The organism is Actinosynnema sp. NPDC004786, from assembly GCF_053601135.1.
This window is the reverse complement of the sequence record NZ_JBSGBG010000012.1, coordinates 196,768-217,580: the sequence shown is the minus strand read 5'-3', so window position 1 is coordinate 217,580 and position 20,813 is coordinate 196,768. Positions and strand designations below refer to the sequence as shown.

General features: G+C 73.6%; 13 protein-coding genes. 7 read left to right on the top strand and 6 right to left on the bottom strand.

All coding sequences use genetic code 11. The features are described from left to right. Positions 1–413: 413 nt before the first annotated feature. A complete protein-coding gene (locus tag ACWEFJ_RS13725) occupies positions 414–4,691 on the bottom strand; it encodes an FkbM family methyltransferase (RefSeq protein WP_449713923.1) in 4,278 nt (1,425 codons plus the stop codon). 11 nt (positions 4,692–4,702) lie between these two features. Next, on the bottom strand, positions 4,703–6,046 hold the full coding sequence (locus ACWEFJ_RS13720; protein ID WP_378084580.1) for a glutamine synthetase family protein: 1,344 nt from the start codon (positions 6,044–6,046) through the stop codon (positions 4,703–4,705). A 150-nt stretch (positions 6,047–6,196) separates the two neighbouring features. On the opposite strand from ACWEFJ_RS13720, the gene ACWEFJ_RS13715 reads away from it, so the two are divergent. The 3 genes from ACWEFJ_RS13715 (at position 6,197) to ACWEFJ_RS13705 (ending at position 9,039) form a co-directional block, all read left to right on the top strand. Then, positions 6,197–6,850: an LppX_LprAFG lipoprotein gene (locus ACWEFJ_RS13715; RefSeq protein ID WP_449713922.1), complete on the top strand. Its 654-nt coding sequence runs from the start codon at positions 6,197–6,199 to the stop codon at positions 6,848–6,850. Further along, the gene (locus ACWEFJ_RS13710) at positions 6,847–8,367 is read left to right on the top strand and encodes an MFS transporter (RefSeq protein ID WP_449713921.1); all 1,521 of its coding nucleotides are present in this window, start codon (positions 6,847–6,849) and stop codon (positions 8,365–8,367) included. The genes ACWEFJ_RS13715 and ACWEFJ_RS13710 overlap by 4 nt, the downstream gene beginning before the upstream one ends. Before the next feature lie 69 nt (positions 8,368–8,436). Next, complete coding sequence (locus tag ACWEFJ_RS13705; protein ID WP_378084575.1) at positions 8,437–9,039, top strand: HdeD family acid-resistance protein; 603 nt, start codon at positions 8,437–8,439, stop codon at positions 9,037–9,039. A gap of 3 nt (positions 9,040–9,042) precedes the next feature. On the opposite strand, the gene ACWEFJ_RS13700 is transcribed toward ACWEFJ_RS13705, so the two are convergent. Then, the gene (locus ACWEFJ_RS13700; protein WP_449713920.1) at positions 9,043–10,758 is read right to left on the bottom strand and encodes an NAD+ synthase; all 1,716 of its coding nucleotides are present in this window, start codon (positions 10,756–10,758) and stop codon (positions 9,043–9,045) included. A gap of 88 nt (positions 10,759–10,846) precedes the next feature. On the opposite strand from ACWEFJ_RS13700, the gene ACWEFJ_RS13695 reads away from it, so the two are divergent. Then, on the top strand, positions 10,847–12,394 hold the full coding sequence (locus ACWEFJ_RS13695; protein ID WP_378084585.1) for an alpha/beta hydrolase: 1,548 nt from the start codon (positions 10,847–10,849) through the stop codon (positions 12,392–12,394). Positions 12,395–12,401: 7 nt separating this feature from the next. Here the strand turns inward: ACWEFJ_RS13695 and ACWEFJ_RS13690 are convergent, their stop codons facing one another. Then, complete coding sequence (locus tag ACWEFJ_RS13690; protein ID WP_378084572.1) at positions 12,402–13,232, bottom strand: helix-turn-helix transcriptional regulator; 831 nt, start codon at positions 13,230–13,232, stop codon at positions 12,402–12,404. A gap of 119 nt (positions 13,233–13,351) precedes the next feature. Here ACWEFJ_RS13690 and ACWEFJ_RS13685 point away from each other — a divergent pair, with 119 nt between their 5' ends. Next, positions 13,352–14,101 (top strand): SDR family oxidoreductase, encoded by a 750-nt coding sequence (locus tag ACWEFJ_RS13685; RefSeq protein ID WP_378084571.1) that lies wholly within the window; start codon positions 13,352–13,354, stop codon positions 14,099–14,101. A 36-nt stretch (positions 14,102–14,137) separates the two neighbouring features. On the opposite strand, the gene ACWEFJ_RS13680 is transcribed toward ACWEFJ_RS13685, so the two are convergent. Beyond that, a complete protein-coding gene (locus ACWEFJ_RS13680; RefSeq protein ID WP_449713919.1) occupies positions 14,138–14,956 on the bottom strand; it encodes a TetR/AcrR family transcriptional regulator C-terminal domain-containing protein in 819 nt (272 codons plus the stop codon). Positions 14,957–15,022: 66 nt separating this feature from the next. On the opposite strand from ACWEFJ_RS13680, the gene ACWEFJ_RS13675 reads away from it, so the two are divergent. Then, a complete protein-coding gene (locus ACWEFJ_RS13675; protein ID WP_378084568.1) occupies positions 15,023–16,708 on the top strand; it encodes a right-handed parallel beta-helix repeat-containing protein in 1,686 nt (561 codons plus the stop codon). On the opposite strand, the gene lysX is transcribed toward ACWEFJ_RS13675, so the two are convergent. Continuing rightward, on the bottom strand, positions 16,692–19,952 hold the full coding sequence (gene lysX / locus ACWEFJ_RS13670; protein ID WP_449713918.1) for a bifunctional lysylphosphatidylglycerol synthetase/lysine--tRNA ligase LysX: 3,261 nt from the start codon (positions 19,950–19,952) through the stop codon (positions 16,692–16,694). The genes ACWEFJ_RS13675 and lysX overlap by 17 nt on opposite strands. 32 nt (positions 19,953–19,984) lie before the next feature. On the opposite strand from lysX, the gene ACWEFJ_RS13665 reads away from it, so the two are divergent. Next, positions 19,985–20,791, top strand: a complete 807-nt coding sequence (locus ACWEFJ_RS13665) for an alpha/beta fold hydrolase (protein ID WP_449713917.1) — start codon at positions 19,985–19,987, stop codon at positions 20,789–20,791. Positions 20,792–20,813: the final 22 nt, after the last annotated feature.

The window sequence follows — 20,813 nt, the reverse complement described above, 5'->3', positions numbered from 1 at the left end:
GCTGTCCAGTAACAATCTCAAAGGAAACCTCTTGACGAGGTTCATACAATTTACTGGCTATTCGGCACGCTGTTGAGTTCTCAAAGAACACGCGCTCACCATCTTGTCCCGCGTCTTACCGCAGTTCATTCCGGGGCTTTGTGTTTCGCTCTGGTTGAAGCTTAGCTCGTTCGTTTTCGCGGTGTCAAATCGGCCGGTTTCGGCTTCTCGGCTCCGCGAAGAACTCGCTTTGCATTCATTTTGTGCTGTTTCCAGGTCGGAGGCAGCACCCTGTGCTGCTTATTCGTTCCTGGGAGCTTGACGCCGCAGAAGTCTACCCGGCCCGATTCGCGGTGTCAACCGCTCGTTCCGAGGTTCTTGCTGGCGACTCGGTAAAAGTTACTCATGACCTTCGCCGGTGTCAAATCGCCTGGTCAGCGGGCTGCGGGAGCGGTGCGGACGGGCACCGCGACCTGCGGGCCGGCTCCCTTGGCCGCCACCGGGCGTGGCCGCAGCCACAGCGAGATCGTCCGCATGCCCTCCATCGCGGCCACGATCTGCTCCGGCCCGGCGGGTTCGCGGGTCGCCACCGGCACCAGGTCGTAGCCCCAGATCCGGAACTCCTTGAGGACCGTGACCGGATCGTCGCCGAAACCCTCCGTCGCGGAGGCGGAGAACTCGAGGAACACGTGCGGGCGATCCCGGCGCAGCAGGCGCACCAGTCCGGCCAACGCGCGGTGACCACGACCCGGCGCGTCCACCCGAACGACGGACAGCTTGCGGCCCTGCAACGACGGCACGGCCTCCAGCTCCTTGTCGAGCCTGGTCGCGCGCACGCGCGCCGTGTCCTCGCCGGCGTCGTCCGGCAGCGGCGCCACCGACACCCCTCCGGTCAGCGCCGGCTGGACGGCCAGCTCGCCGGTGCTCTCCCACGCCGCCGCGTCCACCAGGACGAGTTGCTGCGCCACCCGTTCGGGCAGGTTCACGTCGACGTTGTGCCGCAGCAACGCCCGCGCCGAGGGGCACGGCTCGACCGCGACCACCGCGCCGCCGGTGCCGAACCGGCTGAGCATGCGCACGGTCTGGTACCCGACGTACGCGCCGACGTCGAGGAAGATCCCGTCCGGCTCGACCACGGAGTCGATCAGCTCGGACACCTCGGTCTCCCACACCCCGTTGCTGGACAGCATCGGGAGCATGAACGCGTCGTCGGACGGCAGGCGGAGCAGGCCGACGTCCGTGAGGACGAGCGAGCTGCGCGGCACGGCCTCGTTGTGCCGCTCGTGCTCGCGGACCACGACGCGGCGCAGCGCGTCGGCGGTCTGCTGGGCCTGGTCGGCCGCGCGCAGGCCGCGGTCGAGCTTGGTGTCGCGGTCCCGCAGCACGTCCACGACCTTGGACTCCAGCGAGTCGATCCGGTCGAGGGTGCGTTCGAGCGCGACGGCGAGCTTGTCGATGCGCTGGGCGAGGGCGTCGCCCTGCTTGGCGCGCTTGGCGGCCTCGGCGACCACCGCGTCCTCGATCTCGCGCAGCCGTCGCCCCTGGCCCGCCATGTCCGCGCGGACCCGGACCACGCCGTCGTCCACGCCGACGAGCTGGTCGGCGAGGTGGCCCTGGTGCTCGGCGTGCTGTTCCAGCTCGGCGCGCAGCACCTCCAGCTCGCCGAGGCCGACGCCGGTGGAGAGGTCGTCCTGGCGGCGGACGACCTCGGCGACCGAGCGCTCCACCCCGTCGACCAGGGAGGTCAGCACGTCGCGCATGTGGTTGTCGTAGTGGTCGAGCACGCGCAGGACCATCTTGCGCAGCTGCGGGGCCATCGGCGTGCGGCTGGCCGTGCCGACGTCGGGTTGGCGCAGCAGGGCGTGCTTCGCGGCGACGAGCGCCTTCAGCGGGTCGGTGGTCGGCGCGGGCTTGGCCCGGCGGGCGCGCCAGCCGCGGTAGGCGTGCTCGACGCGTTCGCGGAGGATCTCGCCGACCTTGGCGACGTCACGCGTGGCGCGGACGTGTTCGCGGCCCTTGACGCCGATCGCGAAGGCCGTGGGCAGGTCGTCGGCGAGTGCGCGCAGGAGCTTGGCGGCGGCCTGGACGTCCGGCTCGACGCCCTGGCGGCACGGCACGAAGATCACCGCGGACTTGTCGAACAGCTCGGCGACCGCCCCGTGGTCGGAGGTCAGGATCGGCGTGGCCCGCGCGGCGTGCGTGGCGAGGGTGTGCGCGATCCGGTCGCACGCGCCGCCCCGGTGCAGGTGGACCAGGCAGTCCACGCCGCCCAGGGTGTCGACGAGCTGGATGCGGGGGTCGGCGGCGGTGGCGAGGCGGAGCCGTTCGGCGGCCTCGGGGTGGTCGTGCGCGTGGGTGACCTCGATGCGCAGCGTGACGTCGTTGCGGTCGGGGAAGGCGGAGAGGAACGCGGAGACCGCGCCCAGCACGTTGCCCGCGCGGTCGACGGCGTGGTCGGCGAGCGCGCCGAAGATCACCCCGTCGTGGTCCTCGGGCTCGACGGGGTCGGCTTCCGGGACGGGCAGCGGGAGCACGCGGACGGTCGGGCCGCCCTGGCGTTCGAGGGCGGCGCGGGTCGCCTCGGAGGGGACCCACAGCTCGTTGGCGTCGTTCGGCTGCTCGTCGTCCAGGAGGTAGTCGACCACGAAGCGGCTGTCCGGGACGCGTGCGGCGGTGCCGACGCGAATCACGACCGGGTAGCCGGCGGTGGTGGAGGTCGGCAGGCCGGAGGCGCGGGCGGCGGCGTGGACGAGGGCGGCGACCGGGCCCGTGCCGAGGACGGAGACGCCGAGCTGGTCGTGCAGGACCGGGGCGTCGAGGCGGGCGCGGGGCACGGCGGCGACCGGCAGCCTGCCCGCGGCCACGCCGACGCCGGCGCACCAGTCGCGGAACGCCGCGGCGTCCGCGCCGAACGGGTCGGGGAACTGGGCGCGCAGTGCCGGGTCGGAGCGCCAGAGGGCGGCGGACCAGCGGGTGCTGCCGGGCAGGCCGGGCGCGGGTTCGGCGGCCCAGGCCACGAACGCCGCCCCGCCGTCGGGGCCGAAGGCGGGGGGTGGGCCGGGGCGGGCGGTTCCCGGCTGTGTGCCGGGGCGGGCGGCTGGGGCCTGGCGGGCGGTTCCCGATGGCGGGACGGGCCGTTCGGGAGCGGCTGGGCCGGATGTCCCGGCGACGGAGGCGGTCGACCGGGCGGCCGCAGTCTCGGGCGCGGTCTCGGGCGCGGTCTCGGGCGCGGTCTCGTTCGGCGGCGACGGCACGGGGGTCGCCGGCTCGGGCGAGGTCGCCGCCGTCGGGTCGGCCGGCGCGGAGGGCGGAAGGCCGGGCGGGGTCACGGCCGACTCGGACGGGGTCACGGCCGAGGTGTCGGCCGGCGCGGGGGGCGTGGAACCGGGCGAGGTCGCGGCCGGCTCGGGCGACTCCGCCCGGTCCGGTGCGGTGGCCGCAGCCCCGGAGTCGGCCGGGGCCGGTGTGGTCGCCGGGTCCGGGAGGGCCGTGGAGGTGGGGGCGAGCGGGACGGGGTCGGACCGATCGGCGGCCGGGGTGCCGGTCGGCGCGGTGGGGGTCCCGGCTGCCGGGTCGAGGGCTTCCCGGCTGGCCCCCTCCCGGATGGACCCCTCGCGGTCAACCCCCTCGCGGTCGAACCCCTCGCGGTCGAACCCCTCGCGGTCAACCCCCTCGCGGTCGAACCCCTCCGGGCTGAACGCGGAGCCCGGCCTGGTCCGGGCGGCTTCGCGGTAGTCCGCACGCAGCTCGTCCGGGATCTGGGTGCCGTCCGGGAGCTGGCCGAAGCCGTAGCGCACCCGCTGCGCCGTGTGGCCCTTGCGCACCAGTTCCGCCCGGTACGCCGTGCACAGCTCCGCCAACTGGGGGTGTTCCGACAGCAGCACGCGGGGTCGGTCGGCGAAGTCGGCCGACAGCAGCCACGGCCGGTGCGGGTCGAAGCCCGCGAAGTGCACGGTGCGGACCGGCTCGCCGATCGTCGTCAGCACGCCGTCCGGGCTCCGGTGCAGGTCGCGTTGGGCGGCGTTCCACACCGACAGGCCGACCGTCGCGTCACGCAGCACGTGCACGTTGACCAGCGCGGGGGCCATGTCGAGCACGGCCTTGGTGGCGTCCGGCGTGCGGCGGAGCTGCTCGCCCAGCGAGCGCAGGAACGGTTCCGCGCCCGGCGCGACCAGCAGGAAACCCGGGTCGAAGACGCCGGTCTCCAGCAGCTCGGTCGGCGTGGGGCGCAGGCCGTCGTCCGGCAGCGGCCGCAGCGCCCGGGGCAGCAGCACGAGCGGTCCGCGCCGGACCGCGTTCTCGACCAGGTCGGTGAGCGGCCCGAGGACCTGCACCCACGGGTCCAGGTACAGCACCGGCACGCCCTGGCCGAGCAGCTGCTCCAGCAGCGTGGGCCGCAGCACGCCGCGCAGCTGCGCCGCGGTGCAGCCGGTGGCCAGCTCGGCCAGCTCGTCCTGGGTCATCCCCAGGTCGGCGGGGGTGACCAGGCCGGGACCGGAGTTCTCCGGCTGGGCGTCGACCACCAGCGCCAGGAACCTGGCCTGCGGGTGGTTGGCCAGGAACGAACTCGACAGGACCTTCACCGCGGGCAGCTCGGCGGCGGTCGCCACCGTGCAGGCGATGAACGTGGGACGGGATTCCGAACGCGCGGGCACCTCGGTCACGGTCTGCAAACCTAGCTTCTCCGAGCGCCCGGTGTGGACGACCCGCACGGGCGTCTCCCTCACAGGACCGGCAACAGGTTGCGCAGCTCGTACGGTGTCACGCTGCGCCGATACGCGTCCCACTCGGTCCGCTTGTTGCGCAGGAAGAAGTCGTACACGTGCTCGCCGAGGGCTTCGGGGAGCAGTTCGGAGTTCTCCATCTCGGTCAGCGCCTCGCCGAGGTTCTGCGGCAGGTTGTCGTAGCCGGCGGCGCGCCGTTCGCGGTCGGTCAGCGACCACACGTCGTCCTCGGCGGGCGGGGGCAGCTCGTAGCCCTTCTCGATGCCCTTGAGGCCGGCCGCCAGGATCACCGCGTACGCCAGGTACGGGTTGCAGGCCGAGTCCAGCGACCGGATCTCCACCCGGCGGGACGACGACTTGCCGGGCGAGTACATCGGCACGCGCACCAGCGCGGACCGGTTCGCGTGGCCCCAGCACACCGCCGTCGGCGCCTCGCCGCCCACGATCAGGCGCTTGTAGGAGTTCACCCACTGGTTGGTGACGCCGGAGATCTCGCGCGCGTGCTTCAGCAGGCCGGCCACGAACATCTTGCCGGTGTCGGAGAGCTGGTAGGGGTCCTCGGCGTCGTAGAACGCGTTGCGGTCGCCCTCGAACAGGCTGACGTGCGTGTGCATGCCGCTGCCGGGCTGGTCGGTGAACGGCTTCGGCATGAACGAGGCGCGCACCCCCTGGGTGATCGCGACCTCCTTGATCACGTACCGGAACGTCATGACGTTGTCGGCCATGGTCAGGGCGTCGGCGTAGCGGAGGTCGATCTCCTGCTGGCCGGGCGCGCCCTCGTGGTGGCTGAACTCGACGGAGATGCCCATCGCCTCCAGCGCCTCGATGGCGTGGCGGCGGAAGTGGGTGGCGGTCTCGTGGCTGGTCTGGTCGAAGAATCCGCCGTTGTCCGCCGGGATGGGCTCGCTGCCGTCGTCGGGCAGGCCCTTGAGCAGGAAGAACTCCATCTCGGGGTGCACGTAGCAGGTGAAGCCCGCCTCGCTCGCCTTGGCCAGGGCGCGCCGCAGCACGTGCCGCGGGTCCGCCCACGACGGCGAGCCGTCCGGCATGGCGATGTCGCAGAACATGCGCGCCGAGTAGTGGCTCTTGTCCGGCGTCTGCCAGGGCAGGACCTGGAACGTCGACGGGTCGGGCTTGGCCACCATGTCCGACTCGTACACGCGGGCGAAGCCCTCGATGGCGGAGCCGTCGAAGCCGATGCCCTCGTTGAAGGCGCCTTCGAGCTCGGCGGGGGCGATCGCGACCGACTTGAGGAAGCCCAGGACGTCGGTGAACCAGAGCCGGACGAACCGGATGTCGCGTTCCTCGAGGGTGCGGAGCACGAACTCCTGCTGGCGGTTCATGACCCGAAGCCTAGGTAAGAGCGGCGGGCCGTGCGCTGGCGACTCGGCCGAACGCGGTGCGCCGTTTGCCACCTCCCGGCGATTGCGCAGGTCACGGGCTTGCGTCGGCGTTCGGCCGTGCGGTCGCGGCACTGGATCTACGATTCACCCATGCTCTCTCGTCGCGCCCTGATCGGGTCGCTCGTGCTCGCCCTCGCGGCGGGCTGCACGTCCTCCGGCGGTGGCGGGGGCGGGCTGCCCGACGGGCCGGAGGTGCTGGCGAAGGCGTCGGCCGCGATGAAGTCGGTGACCAGCACCCACTTCACGATCAAGGTGGACGGCGAGCTGCCCGGCGTGACCGTGAAGGACGCCGAGGGCGACCTGAACGCCGACGGCGAGTCGCAGGGCCGGGCCAAGGTGGAGCAGTTCGGCCAGTTGATCGAGGTCGAGTACGTCCTCGTCGGGCAGGACCTCTACTTCAAGGGCCCGACCGGCGGGTTCACCAAGCTGCCCGCGGCGCTGGCGGGGCAGGTGTACGACCCGACCGCGATCCTCGACCCGGACGAGGGCGTGGCCCGGGTGCTCGCGGACGCCCGCGACGCGAAGACCGTGTCGGCCGACGACGGCGACACCGTGGTGACGGCGACCGTGCCGCGGGACGTGGTCGCCGGGCTCGTGCCGGGCATCGACGCGGACGTGGCGTCGGAGTTCTCGGTGCGGGAGGAGAAGCTGCGCAGGGCCCTGTTCACGCTGCCGGGCGGGGCGAAGGTGACGATCGAGCTGTCCGACTTCAACAAGTCCGTCACCGTCTCGCCGCCGGCGTGAGCGCCTCGGCGGTGCGGGCCCGGCGGCTCGCGATCGGGGCCGGCGCGGCGGCGGTGCTGCTGGGCGCGCTGGACGCGTACGTGGTCGTCGGCGTGCTCGTGGACATGGTGCGCGACCTGGGCATCCCGGTGAACCACCTGGAGCGCGCGACGCCCGTGGTGACCGGGTACCTGCTCGGGTACGTCGCCGGGATGCCGCTGCTCGGGCAGCTGTCGGACCGGTTCGGGCGGCGGCCGGTGCTGCACCTGTGCCTGGTCGGGTTCGCGGTCGGCTCGGCGGTGACGGCGCTGGCGGGCGACCTGCCGCTGCTGGTGGCCGGGCGGGTGGTGCAGGGGCTGGCCGGCGGGGCGTTGCTGCCGGTGACCATGGCGTTGGTGGCCGACCTGTGGGAGGAGCGGCGGCGGGCGTCGGCGCTGGGCGTGGTGGGCGCGGCGCAGGAGCTGGGCAGCGTGCTGGGCACGCTGTACGGCGTCGGGCTGGCGTCGTTGTTCAACGCCTGGTCGTTCTTCGAGTCGGTCGAGCCGCAGAGCTGGCGGTGGGTGTTCTGGGTGAACCTGCCGCTGGCCGCGGTGGCGATGGCGGTCGTGCAGCTGACCGTGCCGCGGTCGGCGCCGGCCGGGGCCGTGCGGATCGACGCGGTCGGCGGCGGGTTGCTGGCGCTGTCGCTGTCGTTGCTGGTGGTGGGGCTCTACAACCCCGACCCGGCGCGGTCGGTGCTGCCGTCGTGGGGGTGGCCCGCGCTGGGCGCGTCGGTGGTGGTGTTCGCCGGGTTCGCGTGGTGGGAGCGGCGGTCGCCGGTGCGGCTGCTGGACCCGGCCGGGGTGGCGATGCGGCCGTTCCTGGCGTCGTTGGGCGTGTCCCTGGCGACGGGTGCGGCGCTGATGGTGACGTTGGTGGACGTGGAGCTGTTCGCGCAGACCGTGCTGGGGCGCGACTCGGCCGCCGCGGCGGCGATGCTGGCCCGGTTCCTGATCGCGTTGCCGGTGGGGGCGCTGGTCGGCGGGTGGTTGGCGGCGCGGACGCGGCTGGGCGACCGGTGGGTGTCGTTCGGCGGGCTGGTGGTGGCCGCGGTCGCGTACGCGTTGATCGCGCAGTGGCCGGCCACGGTGTCGTCGTTCGTGGTGGGGCGGGACCTGGCGGTGGCCGGGTTCGGGTTGGGGCTGGTGATCGCGCCGGTGTCGGCGGCGGTGCTGCGGGTCGTGCCGGCGGAGGGGCACGGGGTGGCGTCGGCGGCCGTGGTGGTGGCGCGGATGACCGGGATGCTGGTCGGCGTGGCCGCGTTGTCGGCGTGGGGCCTGCACCGGTTCCGGGAGCTGACCGCGGACCTGGACACGCCCCTGCCGTTCGGGATGTCGCCGGAGGAGTTCGCCGAGAAGGCGGCGGCCTACAAGGAGGCGCTGACGGCGGCGCTGCTCACCGAGTACCACGAGATCTTCCGGATCACGGCGGTGATCTGCGGGGTGGGCGCGGTGGTGTCGCTGTGGCTGCCGCGCCCCGGTCCCGGCTCGGGGTCCTGACCCGGTCGGGACCACTCGGACAGGTGAATCGGCCCTGCGCCGGCGGAAGGGTCGGCGGACCATGGCCGCATGACGTATCCCGATGCCGACACCGCTGGTCAGGCCGGTCGTGACGAGTCGCCGGCCGGCGAGGCGAAGTCGTTGTGGATCACCTTCGGGGTGATCACCCTGTTGATCGGTCTGGCGGTCCTGCTCTGGCCCGGCCTGACGTTGCTCACCGCGGCCGTGCTGTTCGGCCTGGAGATGCTGATCACGGGCATCTTCTGGCTGGTCGGCTCGTTCGACTCGGACACGCGCGGACGGCCGCGCTGGTTGTTGGCGGTGTCCGGGCTGTTGGCCCTGGTCGCCGGCATCCTCTGCCTGCGCGCGCCCTTCCAGACCATCGCGGTGCTGGCGCTGCTGCTGGGCGTGACCTGGGTCGTCGGTGGCGTGGCGGAGATCTTCCACGGCGTCGGCCGGAGCGGCTGGGCCGTGTTCTCCGGCGCGGTCACGGCGGTCGCCGGGATCGTGGTGCTCGTGTGGCCGGTGGCGAGCCTGATCGCGCTGGCCTGGCTGCTCGCGATCGTGCTGCTGGTCCTCGGCGCGATGGCGATCGCGGGCGCGATCGGCCCGAGGCGGCGCACGTCGAGCCGGGCGGCGGCCACCCACACCGGGACGACCGCCACCGCCTGACCGTCAGCCCTCGCGCCAGCCGCTGGTGATCGGCAGCCGCCGGTCGCGGCCGAACGCCTTGAACGTGATCTTGGTGCCCGGCGGGTACTGGCGGCGCTTGTACTCCGCCTTGTCGACCATGCGCAGCACCTTGTCGACCAGCTCGTGGGAGAACCCCATCGCGATCAGGTCGCGGTAGCCCTTGTCGCCCTCCACGTAGTCGTCCAGCACCGAGTCGAGCAGCTCGTAGTCCGGCAGCGAGTCCGTGTCGACCTGGCCGGGCCGCAGCTCGGCCGAGGGCGGCTTGGTGATCGAGTTCTCCGGGATCGGCGGCAGCTCGCCGAGCTTCTCCGCCTGCGCGTTGCGCCACCGCGCCAGGTCCCACACCAGCGTCTTGAGCACGTCCTTGATCGGCGCGAACCCGCCGACCGCGTCGCCGTAGATCGTGGAGTAGCCGACCGCCAGCTCGGTCTTGTTGCCGGTGGCCAGCACGAGGTGCCCGTGCTGGTTGGACAGCCCCATCAGGGTCACGCCCCGGCACCGCGCCTGCACGTTCTCCTCCGCCAGCCCGGTGAGCCCGAGCTGGTCGACGAAGACGCGCACCATGTCGGCGATCGGCTGCTCCTCGTAGTGGCAGCCGGTGCGCTGGGCCAGGTCGTAGGCGTCGGACTTCGAGTGGTCCGACGAGTACACCGACGGCATCGACACGCCGTAGACGTTGTCCGGGCCGAGCGCGTCCACCGACAGCGCGGCCACGACCGCCGAGTCGATCCCGCCGGACAGGCCGAGCACGACCGAGCGGAACCCGTTCTTGTGCACGTAGTCGCGCAGGCCGGTGACCAGCGCGTGCCACACCTCCGCCTCGTCGGACAGCGGTTCGGCGGGCTCCGGCACGGGCAGCGGGTCGTAGGCGGGCAGCGGCTCGTGGGTCAGCGAGCGGCGGTGGACCGCGAACCCGCCGTACTCGCCCTCGGTGCGGGGCGCGCCGCCCGGCAGGTCGAGGTCCAGCACGACCAGGTGCTCCACGAACTGCGGCGCGCGGGTGATCAGCCCGCCGTCCGCGCCGACCACCATCGTGTCGCCGTCGAACACCAGCTCGTCCTGCCCGCCGACGAGGTTCACGTAGGCCAGCGGCGCGCCCGCCTCGACCGCGCGCCGCGCCACGAGCGGCAGCCGGGCGTCGTCCTTCTTCCGCTCGTACGGGGACGCGTTCGGCGAGACCACGAGGTCCACGCCCGCCTCGCCGAGGGCGGCGACCGGTCCGCCGTCCTGCCACAGGTCCTCGCAGATCACCATGCCGACCTCGACACCGTGGACGCGGACGACGTCCAGCGCGTCGCCGGGGGTGAAGTACCGGCGCTCGTCGAACACGCCGTAGTTCGGCAGGTGGTGCTTGTGCTGCCGCGCCACCACCTCGCCCCGGTGCAGGACGGCGGCGGCGTTGCGCATGCCGCGCTCGTCGCGGTCCAGGTAGCCGACGAACGCCACCAGCTCGCCGCACCCCGCCTCGTCCAACCGGGTGGCGAGCCCGGCGAGCGCCTCCCGGGACGCCTCCGCGAACGACACGCGCAGCGCGAGGTCCTCGACCGGGTAGCCGGTCAGCACCATCTCGGGGAAGACCGCGAGGTGCGCGCCCGCCTCCACGGCCTTGCGGGACCACTCGACGACGAGTTCGGTGTTGCCGGCCAGGTCGCCGACACAGGCGTTGACCTGGGCGAGGGCGAGTCGGAGCTGAGGCATGGGGGCATTGTCGCTCACTCGGAGCAACCGTGGCGGGCGTTGTGGCACACGAGTCACACCTACGATCGACCACGTGCGCCGTTCCGTGATGCTGTTCCTCGCCCTCCCGCTGCTCGCCTCGTGCACGAGCGTGCTGTCCGGCTCGCCGAGCGCCGGGACGGCGTTGGAGCAGAGAGGGCCGGCCGGTGCGGTGCCCGCCGGGTTGGAGCGGTTCTACGGGCAGCAGCTGGGCTGGGAGGACTGCGCGCCGTACGCCACGACGGGCACGACGACCACGCTGTTCCGGAGCAAGAAGTCGATCGAGTGCGCCCGGCTCGAGGTGCCGCTGGACTACGCGAAGCCGGACGGCCGGACGATCCGGATCGGGTTGCTGCGGCAGCGCGCGACCGGTGACCGGATCGGCTCGTTGATCATGAACCCGGGCGGGCCGGGCGCGTCCGGCATGGCCGCGGCGGCGAGCATGGCGTCGCAGCTCACGTCGTCCGAGGTGGGTGCGCGGTTCGACTTCGTCGGGTTCGACCCGCGCGGGGTCGGGGCGAGCGAGCCGCAGGTCCGCTGCCTGACCGACGCGGAGCGGGACGCCGATCGGCTGGACAACGACGTGGACGCGTCGCCGGCGGGCGTGGCGGAGACCGAGGCGGAGAACAAGGCGTACGCGGAGAAGTGCGCGGCGGTGACCGGGGTGGACGTGCTGGCCAACGTCGGCACCCGGGACGTGGTGCGCGACCTGGACGTCATGCGGTCGGCGCTCGGCGACGAGAAGCTGACCTACCTGGGCTACTCCTACGGCACGCACATCGGCGCGGCGTACGCGCAGGCGTTCCCCGGCAACGTGCGGGCGCTCGTGCTCGACGGCGCGGTGGACCCGACGCAGGACCAGGTGGAGTCGCTGATCGCGCAGGGCGCGGGGTTCCAGAAGGCGTTCGACGCGTTCGCCGCGTGGTGCGCGACGCGGCAGGACTGCGCGCTGGGCAACGACCCGTCGAAGGCGAACCAGGCGTTCCGGGAGCTGACGCTGCCGCTGGTGCAGCGGCCGGTGGCGGTGGGCGACCGGAAGCTGTCGTACAACGACGCGATCACCGGGGCGATCCAGGCGATGTACTCCGAGGAGCTGTGGGCGCCGCTGAACACGGGGTTGACCGAGCTGAAGAACAACCGCGGCGACGTGCTGATGCTGTTGGCGGACAACTACTTCGACCGGGACAAGGACGGCCGGTACTCGACCATCACCGACGCGTTCACGGCGGTGAAGTGCGTGGACGAGCCGCGGGTGACGGACCGGGCCGTGCTGGACGACGTGGCGCGCCGGTACAAGCAGGCCGCGCCGTTCCTGGACGACGGGCAGCCGGCGGCGGGCGCGCTGGACGCGTGCGCGTTCTGGCCGGTGCCGCCGAGCGTGCAGGAGCAGAAGCCGGTGACGGGCCTGCCGCCGGTGCTGGTGATCTCCACGACGGGCGACCCGGCCACGCCGTACGAGGCGGGGGTCAGCCTGGCCAAGGAGCTGGGCGGCGGGCTGCTCACGTTCGAGGGCAACCAGCACACCGTCTACCTCCAGGGCAACGACTGCGTGGACGAGGCGGGCAACGCGTACCTGGTCGAGGGGAAGCTGCCGGCCGAGGGCACGCGCTGCTCGTAGGCCGCGGTCAGGGGGTGGTCGACGGCACGGCGGACCAGCTCGCCAGCAGCTTGAGGCGGTCCTCGGTGGGCGAGCCGGCCCTGGCCGTGTAGACGGCCAGCACCACGTCCGGGTCGCCGGTCGGTTGCAGGCTCTCGTAGTCCAGATCCAGGTCGCCGACCACGGGGTGGTGGACGAGCTTGGTGCCGTGGGTCTTCTCCAGCACCTTGTGCTGCGCCCACAGCCTGCGGAACGTCTCGTCCTTGACCGACAGCTCCCCCACCAACGCCGCCAGCCTCGCGTCGTCCGGGTAACGGCCCGCGTCGAGCCTGAGGAACGCCACCGTGTCGGCGGCGACCGAGGGCCAGTCGCGGTAGAAGGTGCGCGACTGCGGGCGCAGGAACGTGTGCCTGGCCGAGTTGCGGTCCTCCGGCGCCAGGTCGTCGAAGCCGTACAGAGCGCCGGCCAGCGGGTTCCAGGCCAGGATGTCCGTGCGGCGGCCCATCACGAACGCGGGCACGTCGTCCACCATGTCGAGCAGGCGGCGCAGGCCGGGTCGGACGCGTTGCGGCGCGGGGCGCTTGGTCGGCGCGGGTCGCACGAGGTTGCGCAGGTGGGCGCGCTCGGTCTCGTCCAGGCGCAGCACGCGGGCGACGGCGTCGAGCACGGCGTCGGACACCGCCGGGGTCCGGCCCTGCTCCAGGCGCATGTAGTAGTCCACGCTCACGCCGGCCAGCAGCGCCAGCTCCTCGCGGCGCAGGCCGGGGACGCGCCGCCGACCGCCGCCGGGCAGGCCGACGTCGTCCGGGCGCACGCGGGCCCGGCGGCTGCGGAGGAATTCGCCGAGGTCGTGGTTCACCACCCCAGTATGGCCACCGGCCGGCCGCGCAACCTGGGTACTGGCAGACCCAGGAACCCGGGCCCACAGGATGACCAGGGCCTCTGGTACCCCTGGCCACCAGGTCCAATGTCGTTGCCATGACCTACGACCTGAACAACCGCACCGCCGTCGTCACCGGTGCCGCGAGCGGCATCGGCGCGGAGATCGCCCTCGTCCTGGCCCGGTCCGGGGCGAAGGTCGCGCTGCTGGCCCGCCGCGCGGACCGGCTCGCCGAGCTGGCCGACAAGATCGCCGCCGAGGGCGGCCGGGCGCTCGCGGTCGCCGCGGACGTCACCGGCGACCTCACCGAGGCCGCGGAGACCGTCCACACCGCCTTCGGCCGCGTCGACCTGGTGGTGAACAACGCGGGCGTCATGCTCGCCAACCCCATCACCGAGGGCCGCGACGACGAGTGGCACCGGATGATCGACACCAACCTCAAGGGCCTGCTGAACGTCACCAGGGCGTTCACCGCGGACCTGGTCGAGGCGGGCGCGACCGGCACCGCCGACCTGGTCAACGTCTCGTCCATCGGCGCGCACCTCACCTTCCCCAACTACGCCGTCTACACCGCCACGAAGGCCGCCGTCACCCACCTGTCGGCGAACCTGCGCACCGAGCTGGGTCCGCGGGGCGTGCGGGTGACGAACGTCGAGCCCGGTCTGGTGCACAGCGAGCTGGCCGACCACATCGACAACCCGGACGTGTCCGCGGACCTGACGCGGTGGCGCGAGGAGGTGCCGCCGCTGAACCCGGCCGACATCGGCGACGTGGTCGGGTTCGCCACCAGCCGGCCGAAGAACGTGAACCTGCGGCAGCTCGTGGTGCTGCCGACCGTGCAGGTCTGACGACGGCCGAGCCGCCCACCCCGTCGGGTGGGCGGCTCACGTCGACCGGCGGTGGCGGTAGGCGCGTTGCTGGCAGGCGCGCGAGCAGTAGGCGCGGGGCCGCCCGGACGCCGGCTGCTCGACCGGCGCGCCACACACCCGGCAAGTTTCATCACGCTTTACCTCACGCCGCTCGATCAGGATCTCGATGCCGTCGAGCACCCGGGCCAGGCCGAAGCCGAACGGGTCGGGCTCGTCGAAGCCACCCGCCTCCCACAGTCGGGTCAACGTCGGGAAGGCGTGGAAGTGGGCGTACAGCGAGTCCCGCGCGCCCCACCACTCCTCGTCGCCCACCCCGGTGTCCCGCTCCGCCCGCGCCGCCTCGACCAGCGCCGCCGCCTCGGCGTCCACGAAGCGGGCGACCAGGCCGACGGACGCGACCACCTCGGCCGGGGTCAGGCCGGTGTCGGCGAGGATCGCCAGCGCGTGCTCGAAGTGGGCCAGCGCGTTCGGTCCGGGCACGTGCCGGGCACCGCGCTCCTCGGCCAGCCACGGGTGGCGTTTCCGCAGTTCCCAGGCGTGCCGGGCGAACACCTCCAGCCGGGCGCGCCACCGGAGGTCCGCCGGTGGCGCGGGCGGGTCGCCCAGCACCGCGTCCCGCATGAGGTCGACCAGGTGCGCGCGGCCGGGCACGTGGCGGTACAGCGACATGGTGGTGAAGCCGAGCCGTTCGGCGACCTTGCGCATGGACAGCCCGGCCAGGCCCTCCGCGTCGGCCACCTCGACCGCCGCGGCCACGATCGCGGGCAGGCTCAGCCCCGGCCGCCCGTCCCACAGCAGCTCGACCGAGCGGTCCGGATCGCCGGCTTTCCCCATCACGCACCTCCGCGCACATGATATACATCCGGTCTGTTTACGGCATAAACAGCTAAGGATGTGGTCATGGTCGAGTTCCACGTCTCCCCGACCGGGGACGACGCAGCACCGGGCACCGCCGAGCGGCCGTTCGCCACGCTGGACCGCGCCAGGGCGGCGGCCCGGGACGCGGGTGGTGACGTCACCGTGCACCTCCGGGCGGGCACGCACCCGCTCACCGAGCCGTTCGAGCTGTCCGAGGAGGACTCGCGGGTCGTCTACCAGGCGTTCGGCTACGGCACCGACGCGCAGGAGGAGGTCGTCGTCAGCGGCGGGCGAACGCTCACCGGGCAGCGAGGGCCGGACGGCGTGTGGCTGGCCGAGGTCGACGACCTCGTCACCCGCCACCTCGTGGTGGACGGGCGGCGGGTCGAGCGCGCGGGGATCGACGGGCTGCCCGGCACGGTCCGCCGCACGGACACCGGGTACGTCACGGACGCGACGCTGGACTGGCGCAGCCCGGCGGGCGTCGAGTTCGTGCACCGGGGCGTCTACCCGTGGACCGAAGCGCGTGCGGCGGTCGCGGCCGCCACCCCGGACGGCGAGATCACCATGGCGCAGCCCGCGTTCGCCTGGTCGCGGGAGGTCTACAACTCCGAGTGGGACGGCCACGCCTCCACCGGCCTGCCCGAGCCGACCCGGGTCGAGAACGACCCCGCGTTCCTGACCCCCGGCACGTTCGCCCTGGATCGCGCGCGGCACGTCCTGCACTACCTCCCGCGCCCGGACGAGGACGAGCCGCACGTCGTCGCGCCCGTGCTGGAGGTGCTGGTGCGGGCCACCGGCGTGCGGGACGTGGCGTTCCGGGGCCTGACCTTCGCCGACACCACGTGGCTGCGACCGGCCGGCGACCGGGGGTTCCTGCACTACCACGCGAACGGCTTCCACGACGGCGGCGCGATCGGGCGGGTCGACGTGGCCGAGGGCGCGTGGCTGACCGTGCCCGGGGAAGCGGCGCAGATCCCCGCCGCCGTGCAGCTGCACGGCACGACCGGCGTGCGGTTCGAGGGCTGCCGGTTCACCCGGCTGGGCGCGACCGGGCTCGGCGCGACCGGCGGCGCGGACCTCGTGGTGCGCGGCTGCGACTTCGACACCCTCGCCGCGTCCGCCATCGCCGTCACCGGCACGCGCAAGGCGCTGGTCGAGGACAACCTCGTCGGGCACGTCGGGCTGGACCACTCCGGCTCGGCCGGCATCACGTTCCTGCACACCGAGGACGGCGTGATCGCGCACAACCACGTGCACGACGTGCCGCACAACGGGATCGTCGCCGGCCCGTCGCGCGGCGGCACCCGCATCACCGGCAACCTCGTGACCCGGGCGATGGGCGTGCTCGCCGACGGCGGCGGCGTCTACCTGTCCGGCCCGCAGGGCGACTCCGCCGCCACCGGCGCGGTGATCAGCGGCAACGTCATCGAGGACACCCGCACGCCGTACAACTTCGGCCTCTACACCGACTACGGGGCCACGTGGGTCACCGTCGAGGGCAACCTGGTCGCCCGCGCCGACAACACGGCCGTGCTGCACGTCAACCCGCCGCTGGAGCACGTCGCCTACCGCGGCAACTTCTTCGACGCCGACCCGGTCGGCAGCGACGCCGTGCCGGACGGCGTGACCTACGAGGGCAACACCACCATCACCGACCCCGTCGAGCTGGACGCCGCCACCGCGGACCTGCGGGCCCGCGCCGGCCTGCTCACGAGACGGGCCTGACGAACGGGAACAGCACGGTCTGCCGGATCGACGCGCCGGTGAGCATCATCAGCACCCGGTCCACGCCCACCCCCAGACCGCCGGTGGGCGGCATGCCGTGCTCCAGGGCGTCGAGGAAGTCCTCGTCCAGCTCCATCGCCTCCACGTCGCCGCTGGCCGCCCGCACCGACTGCGCCTCCAGCCTGCGGCGCTGCTCCAGCGGGTCGGTCAGCTCCGAGTAGGCCGTGCCGATCTCCGCGCCGAACGCGACCAGGTCCCAGCGCTCGGCCAGCCGGGGGTCGGCGCGGTGCGGCCGGGTCAGCGGCGACACCGAGGTCGGGAAGTCGGTGTAGAAGGTCGGCCCGGCGGTGTTGGGCTCGACCAGCTCCTCGTACGCCTCCTGCACCAGCGCGCCGTGGTCGGCGTCCTCGTCCGCGTCGATGCCGTGCCGCGCCAGCAACGCCCGCAGCTCCGCCACCGGGGTGTCCGGCGTGACGGTCGCGGACAGCGCGGCGGAGACGGCGGCGTGGACGCCGACCACCGGCCAGTCGCCCGAGATGTCGACCTCCACGCCGTCGCGCACCGCGACCGGGCGGCCGTGGGCGGCCACGGCCGCGTGCTGCACGAGTTCCCGCACCAGGTGCCGCATCGTGGTGTAGTCGGCGTAGGACTGGTACGCCTCCAGCATCGTGAACTCGGGGTTGTGGGTGGCGTCCGCGCCCTCGTTGCGGAAGTTGCGGTTCAGCTCGAACACCCGGTCCACGCCCGCCACGCACAGCCGCTTCAGGTACAGCTCCGGCGCGATGCGCAGGTACATGCGCATGTCGTAGGCGTTGATGTGGGTGACGAACGGCCGGGCGGTCGCGCCGCCGTGCACGGTCTGGAGCATCGGCGTCTCGACCTCCAGGTAGCCGCGGCCGTGCAGGAAGTCGCGGAGGGCGCGCACGACGTCGCTGCGCAGCCGCAGCATCCGCGCCGAGTCCGGGTTCACCGCGAGGTCGAGGTACCGCCGGCGCACGCGGGTCTCCGGGTCCGCCAGGCCCTTGCGCTTGTCCGGCATCGGGTGCAGGCACTTGGCCGTCACGGTCCACTCGTCGGCGAGCACGGACAGCTCACCCCGCCGGGACCGGACGACCTCGCCGCGCACGCCCACGTGGTCGCCCAGGTCGACGCCCGCCTTCCACGCGGCCAGGTCCACGCGCGAGGCGTCCAGCATGAGCTGCAACTCGCCGGTGAAGTCCCGGACCCGCGCGAAGACCAGGCCGCCCAGCTCGCGCAGCGCCACCACCCGGCCGGCCACCGAGACGGTCTCGCCGAGCAGTTCCCGGGCCTGCGCGAGGGAGTGGTCGCGCGGGTAGGCCACCGGGTAGGGGTCGATGCCGTCGGCGCGCAGCCGGTCCAGCTTGGCGATGCGGACCCGCACCTGCTCCGGGCGGCGCGGCTGCCTCGGCTCGACCTTGATCGCGTCGATCCCGGCCACGGCGGCGGCGAAGTCCGTGTCCGCCTGGTCGTGGCGCAGCGCGCGGGACGAACCCCGCCGGAACAGCGACCGCAGGCTCGGCACGAACCCCTCGGCGACCCCGGCCGCGACGCTCACCCGCGGCAGGTGGCGGGCGCGGGCGAAGCACAGGTAGCGGGGCAGCCACGCCGGGCCGTACTTGGCGTTGGACCGGTACAGCGACTCCAGCTGGAAGAACCGGGACGCGAGGCCCAGCACACCCCGCCACGTCCGCAGCACCGGTCCCGCGCCGATCCGCGCGCCCTCCTCGAACACCGCGCGGAACATGGCGAAGTTCAACGACACCCGCTGCACGCCCAGCCGCGCGGCGGCGGCCACCAGCTCGGCGACCATGAACTCGTTCAGGCCGTTCTCCGCCGCCCGGTCGCGGCGCATCAGGTCGAGCGACAACCCGCGCCTGCCCCACGGCACGAACGACAGCAGGCCGCGCAGGTCGCCGTCCGCGTCGTACGCCTCGACCATCACGCACCGGCCGTCGGCCGGGTCGCCCAGCCTGCCCAGCGCCATGGAGAACCCGCGTTCGGTGGCCGCGCCGCGCCACCGCTGCGCCAGGTCGAGGATCGACGCCAGCTCGTCGGCCGGGATCTCGGCGTGCCGCCGCACGCGGGCGGTGTACCCGGCGCGTTCCACCCGGCTCACCGCCTGCCGCACGGCCCGCCGCTCCGGCCCGGCCAGGCTGAACTCGCGCACGTCCAGCACGGCCTCGTCGCCGATCTCCAACGCCTTCAGGCCCGCCGCCGCGTACACGTGCGCGCCGCGTTCGCTCGCGCCCAGCACGCCGGGCAGCCAGCCGTACCGCCGCGCCTCGGCCAGCCACGCGGCCACCGCCTGCGGCCACGCCTCCTCGTCGCCGATCGGGTCGCCGCTGGCCAGCGTGGTGCCGGCGAGCACGCGGTAGGCCAGCGCGGCCCGGCCGTTCGGGGCGAACACCACGCTCTTGTCACGGCGGGTGGCGAAGTAGCCCAGCGAGTCCGGCTCGCCGTGCGCGGCCAGCAGCCGCCGCACCGCCAGCTCGTCGGTGTCGTCCAGCAGCCGGCTGGAGCGCTCGCCGCGGAAGAACACGTACAGCGCGCCGATCGCGACGAGCATGCCGCCGAACCCGAGCAGGACGCTCAGCCAGTCCGGGCCCTGGCCGCCGCGGCGCTGCGGCAGGACCTCGCCGGTGATCTGGTTGGCCGCCCACACGAGCTTCGGCCACGTGCCGTGCAGGTGACCGGGGAACAGCTCGGTCAGCCCCCAGCCCACCAGGCACAGGGCCAGGACGCCGGTGACCGACACGACCAGCGCCTGCCGCCACGCGCCCGGCGGCAGCTCGGCCGGGAACGCCTCCCGGATCGCCAGCAGGAGCGCGATGAGAGCCAGTCCCACGACGATGAACGCGCCCAGCTCGGCGGCGACCGCGCCGCGATCGTCCGGGAGACCGCTGCCGCGGAACCGGTGCGGGTGGATCCAGTAGACGACGAGGAACAGCGACACCGCCGTGACGTTGAGCGCTTCGAACAGCAGCAACGTCCCCAGCGCGGCCCGCTTGCGCCGGCGCAGCGCCGCGCCGAGCACCACCAGGACCAGGGCGATGAACAGGTTGGCCTCGACGGGTAGGCCCAGCAGCGAGGCGACCGCGAGAATGCCCTTGGCGAGGTGTGAGTCCTCGTCGATCAGGAACAGCAGGAGTGACGCCGCGGCCGCCGCCTGGACGGTGGTCGCGACCACCCCCGCCGTCCGCCACTTCCACCTGGCCACCGCCACGACACGCTCCAAGGGGACTCGGGTTGTCCACCATGGTCGCCTCACTCGCCGGTCGGGTGCACGTGCGCGCGTCCGGGCGTGTCGACGGTCCCGCGGTGGTGCTCGGCTCGGCGTTGGGCGGCGCGTGGTTCGACTGGGACGCGGTGGTGGCGCTGCTGCCGGACGCGCGCGTGCTGGTGTTCGACCGGCCGGGCACGGGGCTGTCCGACCCCGCCCTCGCGCCGGCGACGCTGGCGCGCGAGGTGGCCGTGCTGGACGCCGTGCTGGCCGGGGTGCCGTCGGCGGTGCTGGTGGGGCACTCGATGGCGGCGCTGCACGTGGAGGCGTGGGCGCGGCTGCGGCCGGCGCGGGTGCGCGGGCTGGTGCTGGTGGACCCCGACCCCGAGCACCCCGGCGCCGGGCGGCCGTTCGACCTGCCCGCGTCGGTGGCCCGGTGGGTGCTGCGGCTCGGGCTGGACCCGGTCGTGGCGACCCTGGCGCCGCGGTTGCGCCGGTGGGCGATGCGCGGGTCCACGCTCGGGCGGCGCGACCCGGCGTCGCCGGCGGCGCTGCGGTCGGTGTACGGGCGGCCGGCGGTGGCGCGGGCCGTGCTGGACGAGCTGGCGTCCTACCCGGGACAGGTGGCCGCGGTGGAGCGGCTGCGCGCGTTCCGGCCGCTGCCGGCCGTGCCGTTCACCGTGCTCACGGCGGGTCGGCGGGTGTCGGCCGCGCACGTCGCGCTGGCCGCCCTGTCCCCGACCGGGCGCACCGTGCCGGTGCCGGGCAGCCGCCACATGGTGCCCGTGGACCGGCCCGACGCGGTCGCGCTGGCCGTGCTCGACGCGCTGCGCGACGCCTGACGTGCCGCTGGTCGGGCCGTGT